Annotated in this window: 16 protein-coding genes and 1 pseudogene; 11 read left to right on the forward strand and 6 right to left on the reverse strand. The window is 40.2% G+C overall.

The window, feature by feature from the left end:
* Nucleotides 1–14: 14 nt before the first annotated feature.
* From GN217_RS15945 to GN217_RS15965, 5 genes are all read right to left on the reverse strand, one after another.
* The gene (locus GN217_RS15945) at nt 15–230 is read right to left on the reverse strand and encodes a DUF2281 domain-containing protein (protein ID WP_232334467.1); all 216 of its coding nucleotides are present in this window, start codon (nt 228–230) and stop codon (nt 15–17) included.
* A 90-nt stretch (nt 231–320) separates the two neighbouring features.
* On the reverse strand, nt 321–1034 hold the full coding sequence (locus tag GN217_RS15950; RefSeq protein WP_232334468.1) for an undecaprenyl pyrophosphate synthase: 714 nt from the start codon (nt 1032–1034) through the stop codon (nt 321–323).
* A gap of 21 nt (nt 1035–1055) precedes the next feature.
* Nucleotides 1056–2510 carry a DUF4153 domain-containing protein gene (locus tag GN217_RS15955; RefSeq protein WP_198042689.1) on the reverse strand — a complete coding sequence of 485 codons (1455 nt, stop codon included), beginning with the start codon at nt 2508–2510 and terminating at the stop codon, nt 1056–1058.
* 106 nt (nt 2511–2616) lie between these two features.
* Nucleotides 2617–3249, reverse strand: a complete 633-nt coding sequence (locus GN217_RS15960) for an HAAS signaling domain-containing protein (protein WP_156857648.1) — start codon at nt 3247–3249, stop codon at nt 2617–2619.
* Complete coding sequence (locus GN217_RS15965) at nt 3246–3578, reverse strand: PadR family transcriptional regulator (RefSeq protein ID WP_156857649.1); 333 nt, start codon at nt 3576–3578, stop codon at nt 3246–3248. Before GN217_RS15965 ends, GN217_RS15960 begins: the two co-directional genes overlap by 4 nt.
* A gap of 1412 nt (nt 3579–4990) precedes the next feature.
* Between GN217_RS15965 and GN217_RS15970 the strand changes: the two genes are divergently transcribed.
* The 7 genes from GN217_RS15970 (at nt 4991) to GN217_RS16000 (ending at nt 11183) form a co-directional block, all read left to right on the forward strand.
* The gene (locus GN217_RS15970; RefSeq protein WP_156857650.1) at nt 4991–6562 is read left to right on the forward strand and encodes a Vga family ABC-F type ribosomal protection protein; all 1572 of its coding nucleotides are present in this window, start codon (nt 4991–4993) and stop codon (nt 6560–6562) included.
* A gap of 100 nt (nt 6563–6662) precedes the next feature.
* Nucleotides 6663–7472 carry a glycoside hydrolase domain-containing protein gene (locus GN217_RS15975; protein WP_156857651.1) on the forward strand — a complete coding sequence of 270 codons (810 nt, stop codon included), beginning with the start codon at nt 6663–6665 and terminating at the stop codon, nt 7470–7472.
* Between the two features lie 376 nt (nt 7473–7848).
* Nucleotides 7849–8574: an ABC transporter ATP-binding protein gene (locus tag GN217_RS15980; RefSeq protein WP_156857652.1), complete on the forward strand. Its 726-nt coding sequence runs from the start codon at nt 7849–7851 to the stop codon at nt 8572–8574.
* Nucleotides 8571–9344, forward strand: coding sequence for an ABC transporter permease (locus GN217_RS15985; RefSeq protein ID WP_156857653.1), 774 nt, complete (start codon nt 8571–8573; stop codon nt 9342–9344). The genes GN217_RS15980 and GN217_RS15985 overlap by 4 nt, the downstream gene beginning before the upstream one ends.
* A gap of 143 nt (nt 9345–9487) precedes the next feature.
* The gene (locus GN217_RS15990; protein ID WP_156857654.1) at nt 9488–9922 is read left to right on the forward strand and encodes a MarR family winged helix-turn-helix transcriptional regulator; all 435 of its coding nucleotides are present in this window, start codon (nt 9488–9490) and stop codon (nt 9920–9922) included.
* 38 nt (nt 9923–9960) lie between these two features.
* Complete coding sequence (locus GN217_RS15995; protein WP_156857655.1) at nt 9961–10569, forward strand: flavin reductase family protein; 609 nt, start codon at nt 9961–9963, stop codon at nt 10567–10569.
* A gap of 17 nt (nt 10570–10586) precedes the next feature.
* On the forward strand, nt 10587–11183 hold the full coding sequence (locus GN217_RS16000; protein WP_156857656.1) for an alpha/beta hydrolase: 597 nt from the start codon (nt 10587–10589) through the stop codon (nt 11181–11183).
* 345 nt (nt 11184–11528) lie between these two features.
* Here GN217_RS16000 and GN217_RS16005 read toward each other — a convergent pair whose 3' ends face one another.
* Nucleotides 11529–12122 (reverse strand): lysophospholipid acyltransferase family protein, encoded by a 594-nt coding sequence (locus tag GN217_RS16005; protein ID WP_156857657.1) that lies wholly within the window; start codon nt 12120–12122, stop codon nt 11529–11531.
* Between the two features lie 668 nt (nt 12123–12790).
* On the opposite strand from GN217_RS16005, the gene GN217_RS16010 reads away from it, so the two are divergent.
* From GN217_RS16010 to GN217_RS16030, 4 genes and pseudogenes are all read left to right on the forward strand, one after another.
* A complete protein-coding gene (locus GN217_RS16010; protein WP_156857658.1) occupies nt 12791–12937 on the forward strand; it encodes a hypothetical protein in 147 nt (48 codons plus the stop codon).
* Nucleotides 12938–13413: 476 nt separating this feature from the next.
* Entirely contained in the window at nt 13414–13788 is a 375-nt protein-coding gene (locus tag GN217_RS16015; protein WP_156857659.1) for a BlaI/MecI/CopY family transcriptional regulator, read from the forward strand.
* Between the two features lie 18 nt (nt 13789–13806).
* Nucleotides 13807–14621, forward strand: a pseudogene (locus tag GN217_RS16020) (M56 family metallopeptidase).
* A gap of 31 nt (nt 14622–14652) precedes the next feature.
* Complete coding sequence (locus GN217_RS16030) at nt 14653–14904, forward strand: hypothetical protein (protein ID WP_156857662.1); 252 nt, start codon at nt 14653–14655, stop codon at nt 14902–14904.
* Nucleotides 14905–15119 lie beyond the last annotated feature (215 nt).

Raw genomic sequence — 15119 nt, forward strand, 5'->3', positions numbered from 1 at the left:
ATATCACCTTAGTTTTAATTGTTCCAGACCTCACCATCGATATCATTATCCCAAAAATCTAAGCTGCTTTCACTAACCTTTGTTAAATCATCAGATACTCTCTTTTCTTGCTTAGCTGCTAAATATTCAGCGAAGTCTAAAATTTCATCTACTTCCTGATCAGGTATTTTCTCTATGATTTTAAGTAAACGTTCTCTGGCTGTATTCATGCTAAAGGTCACCTCTTCCATGAATCATTTATTATTACGTTAAAGCCAACTCACCAAGAATCCACACACTACAACTATCCTACTTTTAGTTTTATTCAACTTTTAAGCTATTCATTTTGCCTTACGATACATTTCCGCAAAATCATAAACCGCTCTGCGCTCCTGATATTCATAAATTGCTGCTTGCATGTCCGCCTCATCAAAATCCGGGAAATAAATATCCGTAAAATAAAGTTCGGCATGGGCAGCTTGCCATAAAAGGAAATTACTTAGCCGTTGCTCGCCACCCGTCCGGATAACTAAATCAAGCGCCGGCAATCCACCAGTATAAAGATAGTTTTCAATTGTTTCTTCATCCAGCTCTATATTTTTTTCCTGCATGTCACGAATCACGTGCTGCACAGCCTGCACAATCTCGCCCCTTCCACCGTAATTAAAGGCGAAGTTAACGATCAGCCCTGTATTATTCTTTGTCCGATCAATCGACTGTTGCAATGTTTTCCGCGTTGCTTTTGGCAGCTCATCCATATTTCCTGATATGGTGATTTTCACATTACGTCGCATAAATTCAGGAAGTTTCGATTTAAAAAAACGAATCGGCAGCCGCATCAGATAATTGACTTCTTCCTTGGCCCGCGCCCAGTTCTCTGAAGAAAAGGCGTATAAAGTCAACGCTTCGACACCAAGAGCAATACTTGCATCAATCGCTTTTTCCATCGCTTGAACTCCAGCATAGTGCCCCTCACTTCTCGTGAGTCCCCGGGATTTTCCCCATCTTCCATTACCATCCATTATGATCCCGACATGTTTCGGTATATCGACCACGACGATCCACCTCCATTAAGTTTAGAGCTCAAGCTCTTCCAGTAATTCTTTCGCTTCATTCCTCGCAAAGTTAAATGCTTGCCAGGATTCATATTCTCCATTTTCAAGCTCTATCTTTTTATCTATTAATAAACTCTTTAGTTCCGGGATTTCCGGTTCCTGTTCATACAACTGAACAAGTCCTTTCACTCCCTCAGCACCTAGGGTATAGAAATAATGAATATCAATTTTCCCTGTTACCTTATAGCGTTCCATATTGTTTTCCACGATCGTTTCTTCTAAGTTGACCGCATTTAACATGGCATAAAAAAGAAATGCACAAATCAGATAAAAATGTAAAATGGGCAGATTCTCTAACCATACACGAATGAGTGTATAAGCAAAAATTACGAGTAAAAATGCCATGAAATAATGGGCAAGCAACCGGTCAATTGTAAAACCGTACGCCGTTTCATAAAGCGTTAGCCGCTGCCAGGCAGATATAAGCAAGATGCCACTAGCGACAATCAGAGCAGAATATAAGGTTTGCAAGATTCGTTTTTGCTTGCCGCCCTCCTCTTTCACCCGTTTCATGAATACGAGTAAAATCGTCCAGTTAATCAGTGTTACGAGAATTAACTCAAAGAAACCTCTTCTTGCATAATCGGCATACGTAAAACCATCAAGCAGCCCTTCATGAAAGAAATATTGAAACTGTACAGCGATAAACAGCATATATACCACATTTAATATAAGTAGAGTCGTTGCCGCAACAATCCCCGGCCAATTTCTCTTATTTGGTGTCTCACAAATTTCTATCTCGCGCTTCGTCTTCTTCCCAATGACTTGAAAAATACAGAAGAAGAAAAGCGCTGCAATGACCGTAAAGGCGAGACGGAACCCAATTTCAACAAAATTCACGTCGATTCGGAAAACGAATAGATTTTCGATTTGCTCTTGGAAGACCGCATCCGCAGCCATTAAGAGTGGCACAACAATGACTAGGATTGGGACAGCGAGCAGGATTCCTATAAGAATCTGTCTTAATGTCCTGTTTTTCACCCGCCTTCTACTGCGGGCAACGATTCTTCCGATATAACGTAAATAGTTCGTCAAATAAAGGAGGGCATCTGCAAGCTTTCCAGTTACGAGTCTGATAAAGGATAACTTACCCCAGTTCAATTTCGCCGGGCTAGTAATTAAGACGATATGGAAGAATACAACAGCCGGGATAACGAGTAGGTTCAATACGTAAAATATCGTACTGTCAAAGAACAGGAAACTTCCTGCAAGCAACCAGATTCCCGCCATAAGTAACAAGCCGATTCGCCGGTGTTCAAAGGTAAAACCAAACCGCACAAATAACACGGTATAAAAGACCGCGATGAAGATAAGATAAGATATTCCAATCTTCCCGTATAAAAAGCTGACATTAGCCAGGAATCCGAGCAACAGACAAGCTGCTACAAATAGCCATTCTCTTTGTTTTGTCCGCATGGTAAACGCTCCTATATACATAGAATTCCTATGTATATAGATAAACTATGTACATAGGTAAAAATCATTCATACTCTTTCGGACTGAACGAATGTATCCAGTCCGACTAAACAGACGCTTTTCTTCCCCAGTGGTAACCGATTAAACTAATCGGATATAATGCCACGGTACAAAGGATACTGAGCACGATAAAAGATTGATCGAGTAGTGGATCGAACCATTCATAAGGAATCAGTCGAAAAACAATCAAATACATAAGCAACAGATTCGGAATGATCCCGATGAGGAACGTCCGGGTAAGCACCTTTTTTCCACGTGCTCCTAAGGCTTTGCCGATTTCATAGCCAAGCAAACCCCAGAAAAATAAATAGACTAAAATAATAATTGTCGTCGATTCGGTTAAACTTTCCCAAAGGACCCCAAGCCACTTCCAACCGAGGACATTGTAACCAATCGTAAAAAGCACACCACCAACAAATATTGCGATATTAAGAAAAACGAATAGCCGCTGCATTTTCTTCGGCGTAACGGACTTTTCTTCTTTCCAAAGTTCTGCCAGTTCTTCCGGAGAACCCAGCCGGGTAACAAGCAGGTTATAAATGTCCGCATTATTTTCTGTTATTTCCGCCAGCATCTCTTCTACATGCATGCGATATTCTGCAATAATTTCTGCACGGTTCGGATCTTCTTCCAATGCTTTTTCAAGCTCATGGAGAAACCGTTGTGCCTCCACGTTCATATCTCATTTCTTCCAATAAGATTATTCATAACCTGAACATACTGCTTCCATTCGGAAGTCCGTTCAGCTAGAATTTCTTTTCCTTCTTCGGTAATCCGGTAATATTTGCGGGCCGGCCCTTTTTCTTGTTGCTTCCAGTAATGTTCAACATAATCTTGTTTTTCCATTTTATGAAGCGCAGGGTAAAGCGTCCCTTCCTTCATTTGCAGTTGATCATCACTTCTTTTTGCCATTTCCTTCACGAGTTCATAGCCATACATATCCCGTTCATTTAGCAATTGCAGCACAAGAATGGACGTACTCCCTTTTACGAGTTCACGATTAAACATATTTTTCACCTACCTAGAATAATTAGGTATCTTTACTATAAGGGAAATGGTTTGGGTTGTAAAGATGTTTTTTTAATTCTTTCTTCAAAACTTGACTTATGCTGCATGAGTGCAGTTTTTGTCTGGGGCGCTCTGTGTGGGCGGGTAAGTGCAATGATGAGAGGATAAAAATCATTTATTTTCCTATTCGAGCGGGATCGGTGCAACGATGAGAGAATAAATCTTAGTTGTTTTCCCATTCCAGCAGGATGAGCGCTATGAGCGGAGAATAAAACCTGGTTGTTTTCCCACTCCAGCAAGATAAGCGCTACGAGCGGAGAATAAAACCTGGTTGTTTTCCCATTCCAGCAAGAAAAGCACAAGAATCGGAAAATAAAACCTGTTTGTTTTCCCATTCCAGCAAGATAAGCGCTATGAGCGGAGAATAAAACTCCTTTGTTCTCCCATTCCAGCAAGAAGAGCACAAGAATCGGAACATAAAACCTGTTTATTTTCCCATTCCAGCAAGATAGGCGCTATGAGCGGAGAATAAAACTCCTTTGTTCTCCCATTCCATCAGGACGAACACAAGAATCGGAAATAAAGCAACAGGATGGCTCAACCTTTCATTGATTACTATACGAAAAAAGAAAAGAAAAACCACGAATTCTTTTAATCACCAGCGCTACTTTCCTCTTCCATAAAAAAATTTTAAAAAAGATGTTATTTTATGTTTTAAGAACTGCAGAACGGGTATAGTAAAGTACAAGGCGAACTACTATTGGAATTCGAGCCGAATGATAACTTGTGTTTCATAGCAAACAACTTATCAAGAAGCGGATTCTAATAGAGAAATGCACAGCCTTGGCGGAAAATTTGCTTTACGACGGAATCATCCCGTCAGCAACAACATGAGATTCCAATTCTCTTGCATGTTTGAAGAAAGTGATTTTTTGTGAAAGTGCAACTGCAACAAATAGCTGTTTGAAGTAAAAACAGCACGAAGTAAATATTAAGAATCGAGACGGGTAAATCAATTCCGTCATCACAGAACAAGGAAACAGAATTTTCCGCGCAAACGGTCACCACGACGGGGAAAGAGCCAGCTTCAAGGGTAGAAGCTGGCTTTTTCTGTGTTTAAAAATTTCCCCTTTCAATCTTCATTAAATATAGTATAATAAAAGTAACATGAATCGAAAGGGTGAGCCAAGAGACAATGAAAAACTAATCCTATTTTTAAAAAGCGAAACGGATGAGATATGTAGTGTTCAAGCAGAAGACCTGCTTCTTTCTCATGCACTTTTGTTTCGAAATAGGATTAGATTGGCTGACCATACTATATTCGGGGACCTTTCATTTTCCCATGCTTTCTAACTCCTATTTCAAACACGATTATAGGGGCTTTTTTATGCCCGAAAATAGGAGTTGTTTTTATGATTATAAAGGAATTAACGGATGTAACTTATGAAATCGGAGGCCGGAAACTCTTTGACATTGAGCATCTACAAATACGTGACAAGGAACGGATTGGACTTGTCGGCAGAAATGGTTCTGGCAAAACGACCTTGCTTGAAATCATTGCGGGAAAAAGGAGCATCCAATCCGGAACTATTTCCGGAAATGGTACTGCCACCCTTCTCCCCCAATTAAAACGAACCAGTACGGTGAAAAGTGGCGGAGAAGTAACCCAGCAGTATATCGACAAAGCCTTAGCCCGCAAAACTGAATTGCTTTTAGCGGACGAACCTACAACCAATCTCGATACAGTTAGAATTGAAAAACTGGAAAAAACGTTCGCACGTCTCCAAGGCGCAATCATTATTGTCTCCCACGACCGTGCATTTCTTGATGCGACATGTGAAACAATCTGGGAGATTGCGGATGGGAAAGTTGAAGTGTACAAAGGGAACTATTCCGACTTTACCGAGCAGAAAGAGCAAAAAATCCAAGAGCAAGAGAAAGCTTATGAAAATTATGTTCAGAAGAGACAGCAACTTGAAGATGCCCTTATGCTCAAGGAGAAAAAAGCAGACCGGGCAACAAAAAAGCCAAAAAATTTAAGTAGTTCAGAAGCGAGATTAAAAGGTGCAAAACCTTATTTCGCCAAAAAGCAGAAAAAGCTGCAACAAGTAGCGAAATCGATTGAAACACGGATTGAAAAATTGGAAAAGGTGGAGAAAGTAAAAGAGCTTCCGCCAATTAAAATGTCAATCCCAAATCAGGAATCGCTGCAAGGTAGAATCATCATTCGGGCTGAACATATCGCACAATCTTTCAGGGAGCACGTCCTTTGGAATGAGGCGAGTTTTCAGATTAAAGGTGGAGATAAAATAGCGATTATTGGAGAAAATGGAACAGGGAAAACGACTTTAATCAAAAAGTTAATAAACGAAGAATCCGGCATTTCGATTTCCCCGGCGGTAAAACTCGGCTATTTTAGTCAGAATCTGGATGTTTTAGATCCACAAAAATCAATCCTAGAGAACGTCATGGAAACAGCTATCCAAGAAGAATCAACCGTCCGAACCGTGCTCGCGCGACTGCATTTTTTCCGCGATGCTGTCTATAAACGAATGGATGTGCTAAGCGGCGGTGAACGGGTTAAGGTCACACTTGCGAGACTAATGGTGAGTGCTTGTAACACCCTTATTTTAGATGAGCCGACGAATTTCCTGGATATTTATGCGATGGAGGAGCTCGAGGCACTGTTGGAAGAATACGAGGGCACGATCGTTTTCGTTTCCCATGACCGAATGTTTACCAGCCGAATTGCCGAACGGATTCTGGCGATCAAGAAAAATGAGATCATCGACTTTCACGGGAGCTATGAACAATTTAAACATCGCAACATGGAGGTTGAAGTTGATACAAAGGAACAAAAGTTACTCGTCATCGAGACAAGAATCTCGGAAGTTTTGAGCAGACTGAGTTTGGAACCGACTGACGAATTAGAAGAGGAATTTCAATCGCTGTTAAAAGAGAAAAGAAAAATACTTGATGAATAGGAACAAGCGCATGTGCATATGAAGAAAACTTAGCACAGCTCACCTATACCGAAGCATCCCCCCTTTTCATATACTGCAAAGGAGAAATGGGGGATGCCGATTGAGAAGGGATGAATGGTTGCTGATCATTGGGCTTGTCGTATTCATTGTGGCAATACCTTTTGTATTGCATTTTTTCCTTGATCAAAAGATTCCCATTCCAGGGATACCGAGTGACCCGTCCGAGGATGAGGAAGAAACGAATGGAAATGGGGATAATAAGGACGAGGAAAAACAGTATTATTGGGGAGTAGATTCGGCGAGTTATACGGACGAGGAGTTATTTCAATGTGTCGCAGATCAAGTTGGAAAGCCGGAAGTCTGGGGACGATACCTCGGCGACCGGGATGGTGTGTCTGTTGGACTTGACGCTGCAGAAATTGACTTTTTGCATGAAAATAATATTCAGATCCTCGTTATTTATAATCATGTAAATGATGCCCGCGGGTATGGGCAAGGAGTAACGCATGCAAATCAGGCGATACAGTTTGCAGTGAATGTCGGGGTGCCTGAAGGAGTAGCCATCTTTGGTGATATTGAACCGGACTATCCGGTCGATCACGCCTTTATCGAAGGATGGTACGATACGTTGACTGCATCGGATTATGCACCTGGAATTTACGGGGTATTTAATGAGGACAGTGACTTAATGCTTGCATTTGAAGCGCTGGATGCGGATATCCAGAAAGGTACAATTGTTTGGACTGCCTACCCGCAACAGGAAATTACGACACCAGAAAATGCTCCCGAGTTTAATCCAGAAGGGCCAGAAGCTGCACCGGTACTCGGATGGCAATACGCGATTGAAGCAGAAGCGTGCGCAATTGATACGAATTTATTTTCTGAAGAGATATTGGAGTATTTGTGGTGAAGCGGTGGGTGATGTGGTGTATGGCATGCAGATGACTGATGGATCTGGAACGCTTTGTCCGTGCACTTTCGTGTGTCCTATCGGCGGACTAGGGCTTTGATAAGATGTATCAGCTCTCTTCTTATCAAGTATGGATCTCGTCAAGGTACTGAAGCGCCCGCCCCGTTCCCTATTCAGCCAACTGGATGGCACTGATAATGCTTATCCGTGCCATCTCCAACGAATTTCCAGCATTCCAAGTCACCGACAAACAAATTCCCGCTCCCAACTGGGACAGTTGCTCTGACCCCCTGTCCCAATTCTTTCAGCAAAATAGGGTAAACTGATACATAGTTACTCCGGTTTTATTACCGGATTAGAAAAGAGGTACGTAGATATGAATACAGAATACGCCATTGAATTGGAGAATGTCTCTTACTCTGACGGTCCGCTAAAAATTATTAAAAATGTCAGCGGATCGTTCCGGAAAGGTAAAATCACTTCCCTTGTCGGCCCGTCCGGCGCTGGGAAAACAACCCTTTTCCGACTTTGCAATGGACTAATCTCGCCAACTCACGGCACGATTTCCATTTACTCAAAAAATGTCCAAGAATATGAGCCGACAAAGCTAAGGAGAAATGTTGGACTAGCCTTGCAAAATGCGACCATGCTTCAAGGCACCGTTTATAAAAATTTACAACTCCCTCGGACGCTTGCCGGGGAAACGTTGACCGAAGATGAAGCTGCCGATTTACTTACGAAGGTAAGCTTGGATAAAGATTTGCTGAAGCGAGATGTCGGTGATCTTTCTGGTGGACAAAGGCAAAAAGTATCCATCGCAAGAACCCTTGTGAACCAGCCGGAAATTTTATTATTGGATGAAATCACGTCATCGCTTGACCGAGTTTCCACCAATGATATTGAAAACTTGATTGAAAAAATCAACAAAGAAAACGGTGTGACGATTATCTGGATTACCCATAATTTAAACCAAGCCACTCAAATCGGGGATGATACGTGGGTTATGATGAATGGTGAATTAATCGAATCCGGACCGAGCAGCCTGCTCAAAAATCCAGAGAACGAGAAAGTAAAACAATTTGCAAAGGGGGATTTCATATGAGTTTTCTAACATTATCGCTAGCGCTTGTCTTCGTACTCATCCCTCTTATTCTGACAAAGACATTAAACCTTGGCCTTGGGAAAGACACAATCATTGCAACAATCCGATCGATCATCCAATTACTTGCAGTCGGTTATATTTTAACCTTCGTCTTTGAATCTGAAAATCTAATTTATATTTTCTTGATGGTTGTTCTTATGATCACCGCCGCAACCCATAACGCAAGGAAGAAAGGTGCGTCAATCCAAGGAATCACGTGGAAACTCGTGCTCACCTTCATCATCATCGAAGTCGTCACACAGGGAATCCTGATCGGCTTTAAAATTACACCGGCAGAAGCCCAATACATTATCCCAATCAGTGGCATGCTAATCGGGAATTCGATGGTTCTCTCGATTCTTTTCTTAAATCGTTTCACAGCTGAGATTGAAGCGAGGAAAGAGGAAACGGAACTTATTCTTTCTCTTGGAGGAACACCGAAACAGGCAATCCACTACTCGTTGATTACCTCTATTAAAGCAAGTATGATTCCGACGATTGAAAGCCAGAAGACAATCGGACTCGTCCAGCTCCCCGGCATGATGAGCGGACAAATTATCGCAGGCGCCGATCCCGTGCAAGCTGTCCAATTTCAACTTCTCATCCTCTTCCTATTGCTGACGACAGCGGCCGTTACGAGTATTATTCTAGGCTTCCTGTCCTATCCAACCCTTTTCAATAGTCGAATGCAGCTTGTGAAATGGCCCGATAAAAACAATGACCCTGCCTAATAAGTTGACCAGGCAGGGTTACTTTTTTCTTTATTATTCATTTTCAGCTAAGGCGAATGCTTGACAGAAGATATTTTTCCCTTTATACTTTTAATTAATTAAATATATCTTAATTCAGTATATATGAAAAGGAGTTAATCACGATGAGTGAGAATTTATCTTTGAAATCGTTTGTTGTTTTAATGAAAGCATCGAAGACATTAGAAGAAATGGTGAAAAAGGACATCGCTGCCCATGGTATGAAATTATCCGATTTTTCTATTCTGGAAGCACTATACCATAAAGGCAGACAAACAATCAAGCAAATATCTGAAGCGGTGCTGATTAATACAGGTTCCATCACGTATGTCATCGATAAACTGGAGAAAAATGAATTACTGCGCCGCACGAATTGTAAAGACGACCGTCGCGTTATTTATATTGAGATTACGGATAAAGGTAAAGAAGTAATGAATGAAGTTTTCCCTAAGCATCAGGCGCGGATTGAAGAAATCTTCGAAGGTATCTCGGAAGAACATAAAGAAATCCTGATCGAGACGATTAAAACAGTAGGTAAACGAGCTGGCGACCTTGTTTAATGCCGGTGGAAAATAATGCAGACAGGAGGTGCCGCAACATGCTTTCGATTGATCCAGAAGAGCAAACGGAAAGAGAAAATTATAAGCTGCTAATCGGCTCCATCATTCCACGACCAATCGCATTTATTACAACTAAATCTTCAGACGGTATCATAAACGCAGCACCATTCAGCTATTTCAACATCGCTGCAACCGATCCACCGATGCTCGCTGTTTCGATTCAACGGAAGGACGGCACCCGGAAGGATTCAGCAAGAAATATAATCAATACGAAAGAATTTGTCATTCATATTGTCGATGAGGATAATGTAGCGGAAATCAATAAAACAGCTGCGTCCCTTCCCCCGAATAAAAGTGAAATCGATGTGACCAAACTGAATCTGGCAGGTAGTACCGATGTAGCTGTTCCCGCCGTCGAACAAGCAAAAGTCCGGTTTGAATGTACACTGGAAAAAGCAATCGAACTTGGACGGGATGACATAACTACTGCCGATTTGATCATCGGTAAGGTGGATAGATTCCATATCGCTGAAGATGTGTATGAAGCAGGCAAGATCAATTACGGCAAATTAAAAGCTGTTAGCAGGCTTGCCGGCCACGACTACGCCACGATCGGCAATATATTCAGTATCGAAAGACCGGTATAGAAAGGAAGATTATATAAATGAAACACGTATTCCAAAAAGGCAATGACCCTTCCAGACCAACATTACTTTTACTGCATGGTACCGGAGGAAACGAACAGGACTTGCTTCCCCTTGCAGAAATTATCGATAAAGACGCGAACGTACTGAGTGTTCGTGGCAATGTCCTTGAAAATGGGATGCCAAGATTCTTCAAGCGGCTTGCAGAAGGAGTATTCGATGAGGAGGACTTGATTTTCCGTACGCAAGAGTTAAATGAATTCCTTGATGAAGCGGCAGAGAAATATAAACTCGACCGGAACAATATAACTGCTGTCGGATATTCCAACGGTGCAAATATTGCAGCGAGTCTGATGTTCCATTATCAAGATGCACTGAAAGCAGCCCTTCTCCATCACCCAATGGTGCCAAGAAGAGAGATTGATTTGCCTGACTTGACTGGGAAGCGCGTGTTTATCGCAGCAGGGACGAATGATCTAATTTGCCCAGCGCAGGAATCAGAGGAATTGCACACTCTACTTGCCGATGCTGGAGCAGAAGTTGAACTCCATTGGGAAAACCGTGGTCACCAATTAACGATGACGGAAGTACAAGCAGCTTCCGCCTGGTATAAATAAAAATAAAGTCGCGTGTCTTACGTATTTTCAGCGTAAGACCTGCGACTTTTTGAAATATTTTACTCCAAGATTAAACATGATAAGATTGGGGGAGAAAGGAGTTGCTTTTTTGGACGGACTTATTTTTCTCATCGTAAGCTTTGTAGGTCCATTCATCGCTCTTATCATAATTGCAGTTGCAATACTACGATCCATTAAAAAGTAAATTATATCTTCATTTAGTGGGTGTTTTTTCCTCCACTGAATGAAGTTTCACTTTATCGTCTTTTTCATTGTTCTTATCCAAAAACGAAAGACCTTATGATAAACATTCTTCCCCGTTTTTCATAAGGTCTTTGCACTCTCTTATTTTTCCTTCAATTGTCTTTGCAAGTTATGCATTTCATCATTCAGCTTTTCCATCATCGTATCCATCGCTTCTCTTCGCGGCTGATCTTCCGGCAAATAAATTGGATCACCGAAAATGAGCTTCGGCTTCTGGAATTTGAGTAAGTCTTTAAAGTTGTTCGGGCCAACGTAAGCTGCTGGTATAATCGGTGCTTTACCATAAGCTGCAATCGTCACGGCACCCCGTTTTAGAGGAACTTCCTCCGTTGTTCTCGTTCCACTCGGGAAAATTCCAATGATTTTCTCTTCCTTTAATAGTTTACGAGGTATCTTAATCGTGCTCGGTCCCGGATTATCCCGGTCGACTGGGAATGCATTCAAAACATTCATCAGCCAGTTTGTGAATTTCGTCTGGAATAATTCCTTTTTTGCCATATAATGAATTTGATTTGGCAATAAAGATACACCAAGCCATAAAATATCAACCCAGCCTGTATGCGTACAAGCGATAATGTATCCGCCTTTATCAGGTAATTTTTCTTTCTGATAGACTTTGATTCTTCCAAAAATATTCAAGATAATTTTTACTACATGTGCTGCAAAATTATACATGGTCTTTCCTCCTACACTCGTGCATCTCTCTTATTTTATCATAAAGCAGGAGGAACGGGTATCCTTTACTTGGAGGAGTTGGCTCTTTGTTTAGACCTTCTCCCTCTTTATTCTAATACTTGATATAACCAATAAAATCACTGTTAATAATAATGTAATCGGAATCCCTTGGTAAAACAACTGTTCCATTATTTTACTGCTCATCAAGCATATGTAACCTGCGTTTGAATATCTGCTCTACTTTATTTGATCTGCATTTGCTATGATAGTTTTATTCCTGCTCGGTTCCCTATTTTTAAGCTTCAAAATAAAAAAGGAGTCCATCTATTCGGTGAAGATAATGCCCCAATAAGACCCCAACTTAAAACCGTATAACAGCAAGCAAACAGCTTCATCTCACTCACTTAATTAAGAAAACTAAATAGATATTTACATGAAAGAGCCATTTGATTCACTTGCCAAGTCGCTTTCATTATGTAAATTGAACTTGGGCGTTTACTAATTCCTTTATGGAAGATAGAAACGTCTTTTTTGTATGCAAAATTTTAAAGATCTTAAACATATCTATAATTTACACCTAAAACGTCATTTGAACGGTATTTCACCGATCAATGGCGCTTTTTAATTTACTAGATTTGGAGTGGTAATGATGAAATACAACATCATTTATGCTGATCCACCCTGGCGGTATCGTAAAAGAAAAGGACAAGGAGTCACGAATAGAGCCAGAGGTTGATTTTGTAGTGATTTATACTGGAATACAAGGGCTATCAAAAGCAGACGACAAAGGCGGGTTTTACGGTCCCAAACCGTAAAACCTGTCTTTGTCGGGCAGGGCTTGCCCTGCCCTTACCCCCTGTTTCTAACAGGGGGGTAGAAAAACAATAAAAGACTGTTCCAAAAGCCAATAACACCTGACGGCACAACGGTTTGGAGCATATTACAGGATGTCAGATTTTATGCCTTAGTTAACATCTTTTTTTTGCATTGAAGGAAAGTAAATGAATCAAGAACCTTGGTATCAAAAATTAAAAGTACAACGATAGCATATTACATATAAACTCATCTTGGAGAGTTAGATGGTTATACTCTTTACCGATTCATTGTGTCCATGTACACCAAACTATCTTTGTGGACTAGTAGCCGCATGATTTGATATTTGGAACGGTTTATATTTTATTATTTATTTCACTTGACATTGCACTGCAATATATAGTAGGTTATAATTACTACAACTTGTAGTGAATGAATTTCTTATGAACGCACGATGAAAAGTAAAGAGGTGTTCACTGTGAACAAAGTTCAAAAGTTATCGGATACAGAAATGGAAGTGATGGAAGTCATTTGGGAATGCAACCCTCCTGTTACTTCTAACGAATTATTACATTTGTTTAGCCAAAAGGGAAAAGAATGGAAAGGACAGACTATTTCTACCTTTTTATCACGTTTAGTGAATAAAGGAGCTTTGTCAGTTACAAAACATGGGCGAACGAACAAATATACTCCTCGTATTTCGTTTGAAGATTATAAGTATATGGAAACAAAAAATGTACTTGACGGATTATATCAAGGTTCGATTAAAAATCTAATTTCAGCTTTATATGATGGTGGTAAACTTTCAAATGAAGATATTGAAGAATTAAAAAAATGGTTCTCAGAAAAGTAGGTGGTATTTATGAGTATGATGATTCAACTACTTTTTTCGCTAACTGTTACGGGAAGTATCATTGTTGTTTGTCTTTTTGTACTGCGCCTATTATTACCAAATGCTAACTCAATTAAATGGCACTATAGGATAGGGAAAATGGCAATTGTTTTTAACTTGCTACCTATTGCACTTCTTTTTCAATGGGTTTCGACCTTGTTCACTTTGAAAGCAATTACAACCGTATCAAGTATTGAGGAATGGAAGTCTAGTACACCTTATGTGCCGCATTTGCAATCTGTTCCATTTAGCATTTCGTCCAACATTACGATTCTCTTAATAATTATGTGGGGAGTAGGGTTCATAACATTTAGTGCTTGGCAGGTATATTGTTACTTAAAATTTTTAAAGGAATTAAAATATACCAATACTCCTGTTTCCGAGTATACCGAGGTAGCAAAACAGCTTGTTTGGATAAAGGGAACTCTTGGTATTAAAAAGGATGTTCGCCTTGCCTATAGTTCGGTTGTTCGAAGTCCTATTCTGATTGGTTTACGAAAACCAACTATTTATCTCCCTAAGGAGAATAGTGCAGATGTAGATATGCGTATGGTCTTACATATAAGTTGATTCACTTGAAACGTAATGATTTATGGATTAAGGCACTAGTGTTAGTCGCTAATGCTTTACACTGGTTTAATCCTTTGGTGTACGTTCTCCGTAAAGACATTCATATGTGGAGTGAGTTATCTTGTGATGAAGAAGTAGTCAAAGATACGGTAAGGCGAAACGATTCTAAGCGTAATGACAGGTTCAAGACGATTGCCAGTTCAATTCTGTTCTTCCCTGTCTGATAACGGTAATCATTTAAAAAGGAGACTAAATATGATGATGAATGTAAAAAAAATAAAAAAGCGTACCATGATAATTTCATTAACAGCAATGATTATCCTTGGAATGATTGGTACATTTATAGCAGTTTATACGTATGCAAATGGTGTAACAGAACAAAATGATAAAGCAATAGCAGAGCATTCTAGTAATGATGAGAGTAAAGAAGAAGGAGGTTACTATGAATTAGTTTCGGTTAAATTATCTGATAAGTCTAAATTCAATTCCCTAAAGAGGATTGGGTAGAAAACCTTAAACAAATTGAAAATAATGAGGTTATTTTAGAAAAGGAATAAGTAAAATATGCTGTACTTTTCACAGTGCTTCTTGGATTAATGTAAAGCTCCACATTGTTCCATCTAAAACACTTGCTAATTGTTCAAATTCCTCCAGATTAAAAATAGACTTCCCTGCTATAATGTGCTAAGTTTTTTTCATATTAATAGAGGGGAGTTTTTTAA

This window comes from Oceanobacillus sp. AG (assembly GCF_009746545.1).
Taxonomy (GTDB): domain Bacteria; phylum Bacillota; class Bacilli; order Bacillales; family Amphibacillaceae; genus Oceanobacillus; species Oceanobacillus indicireducens.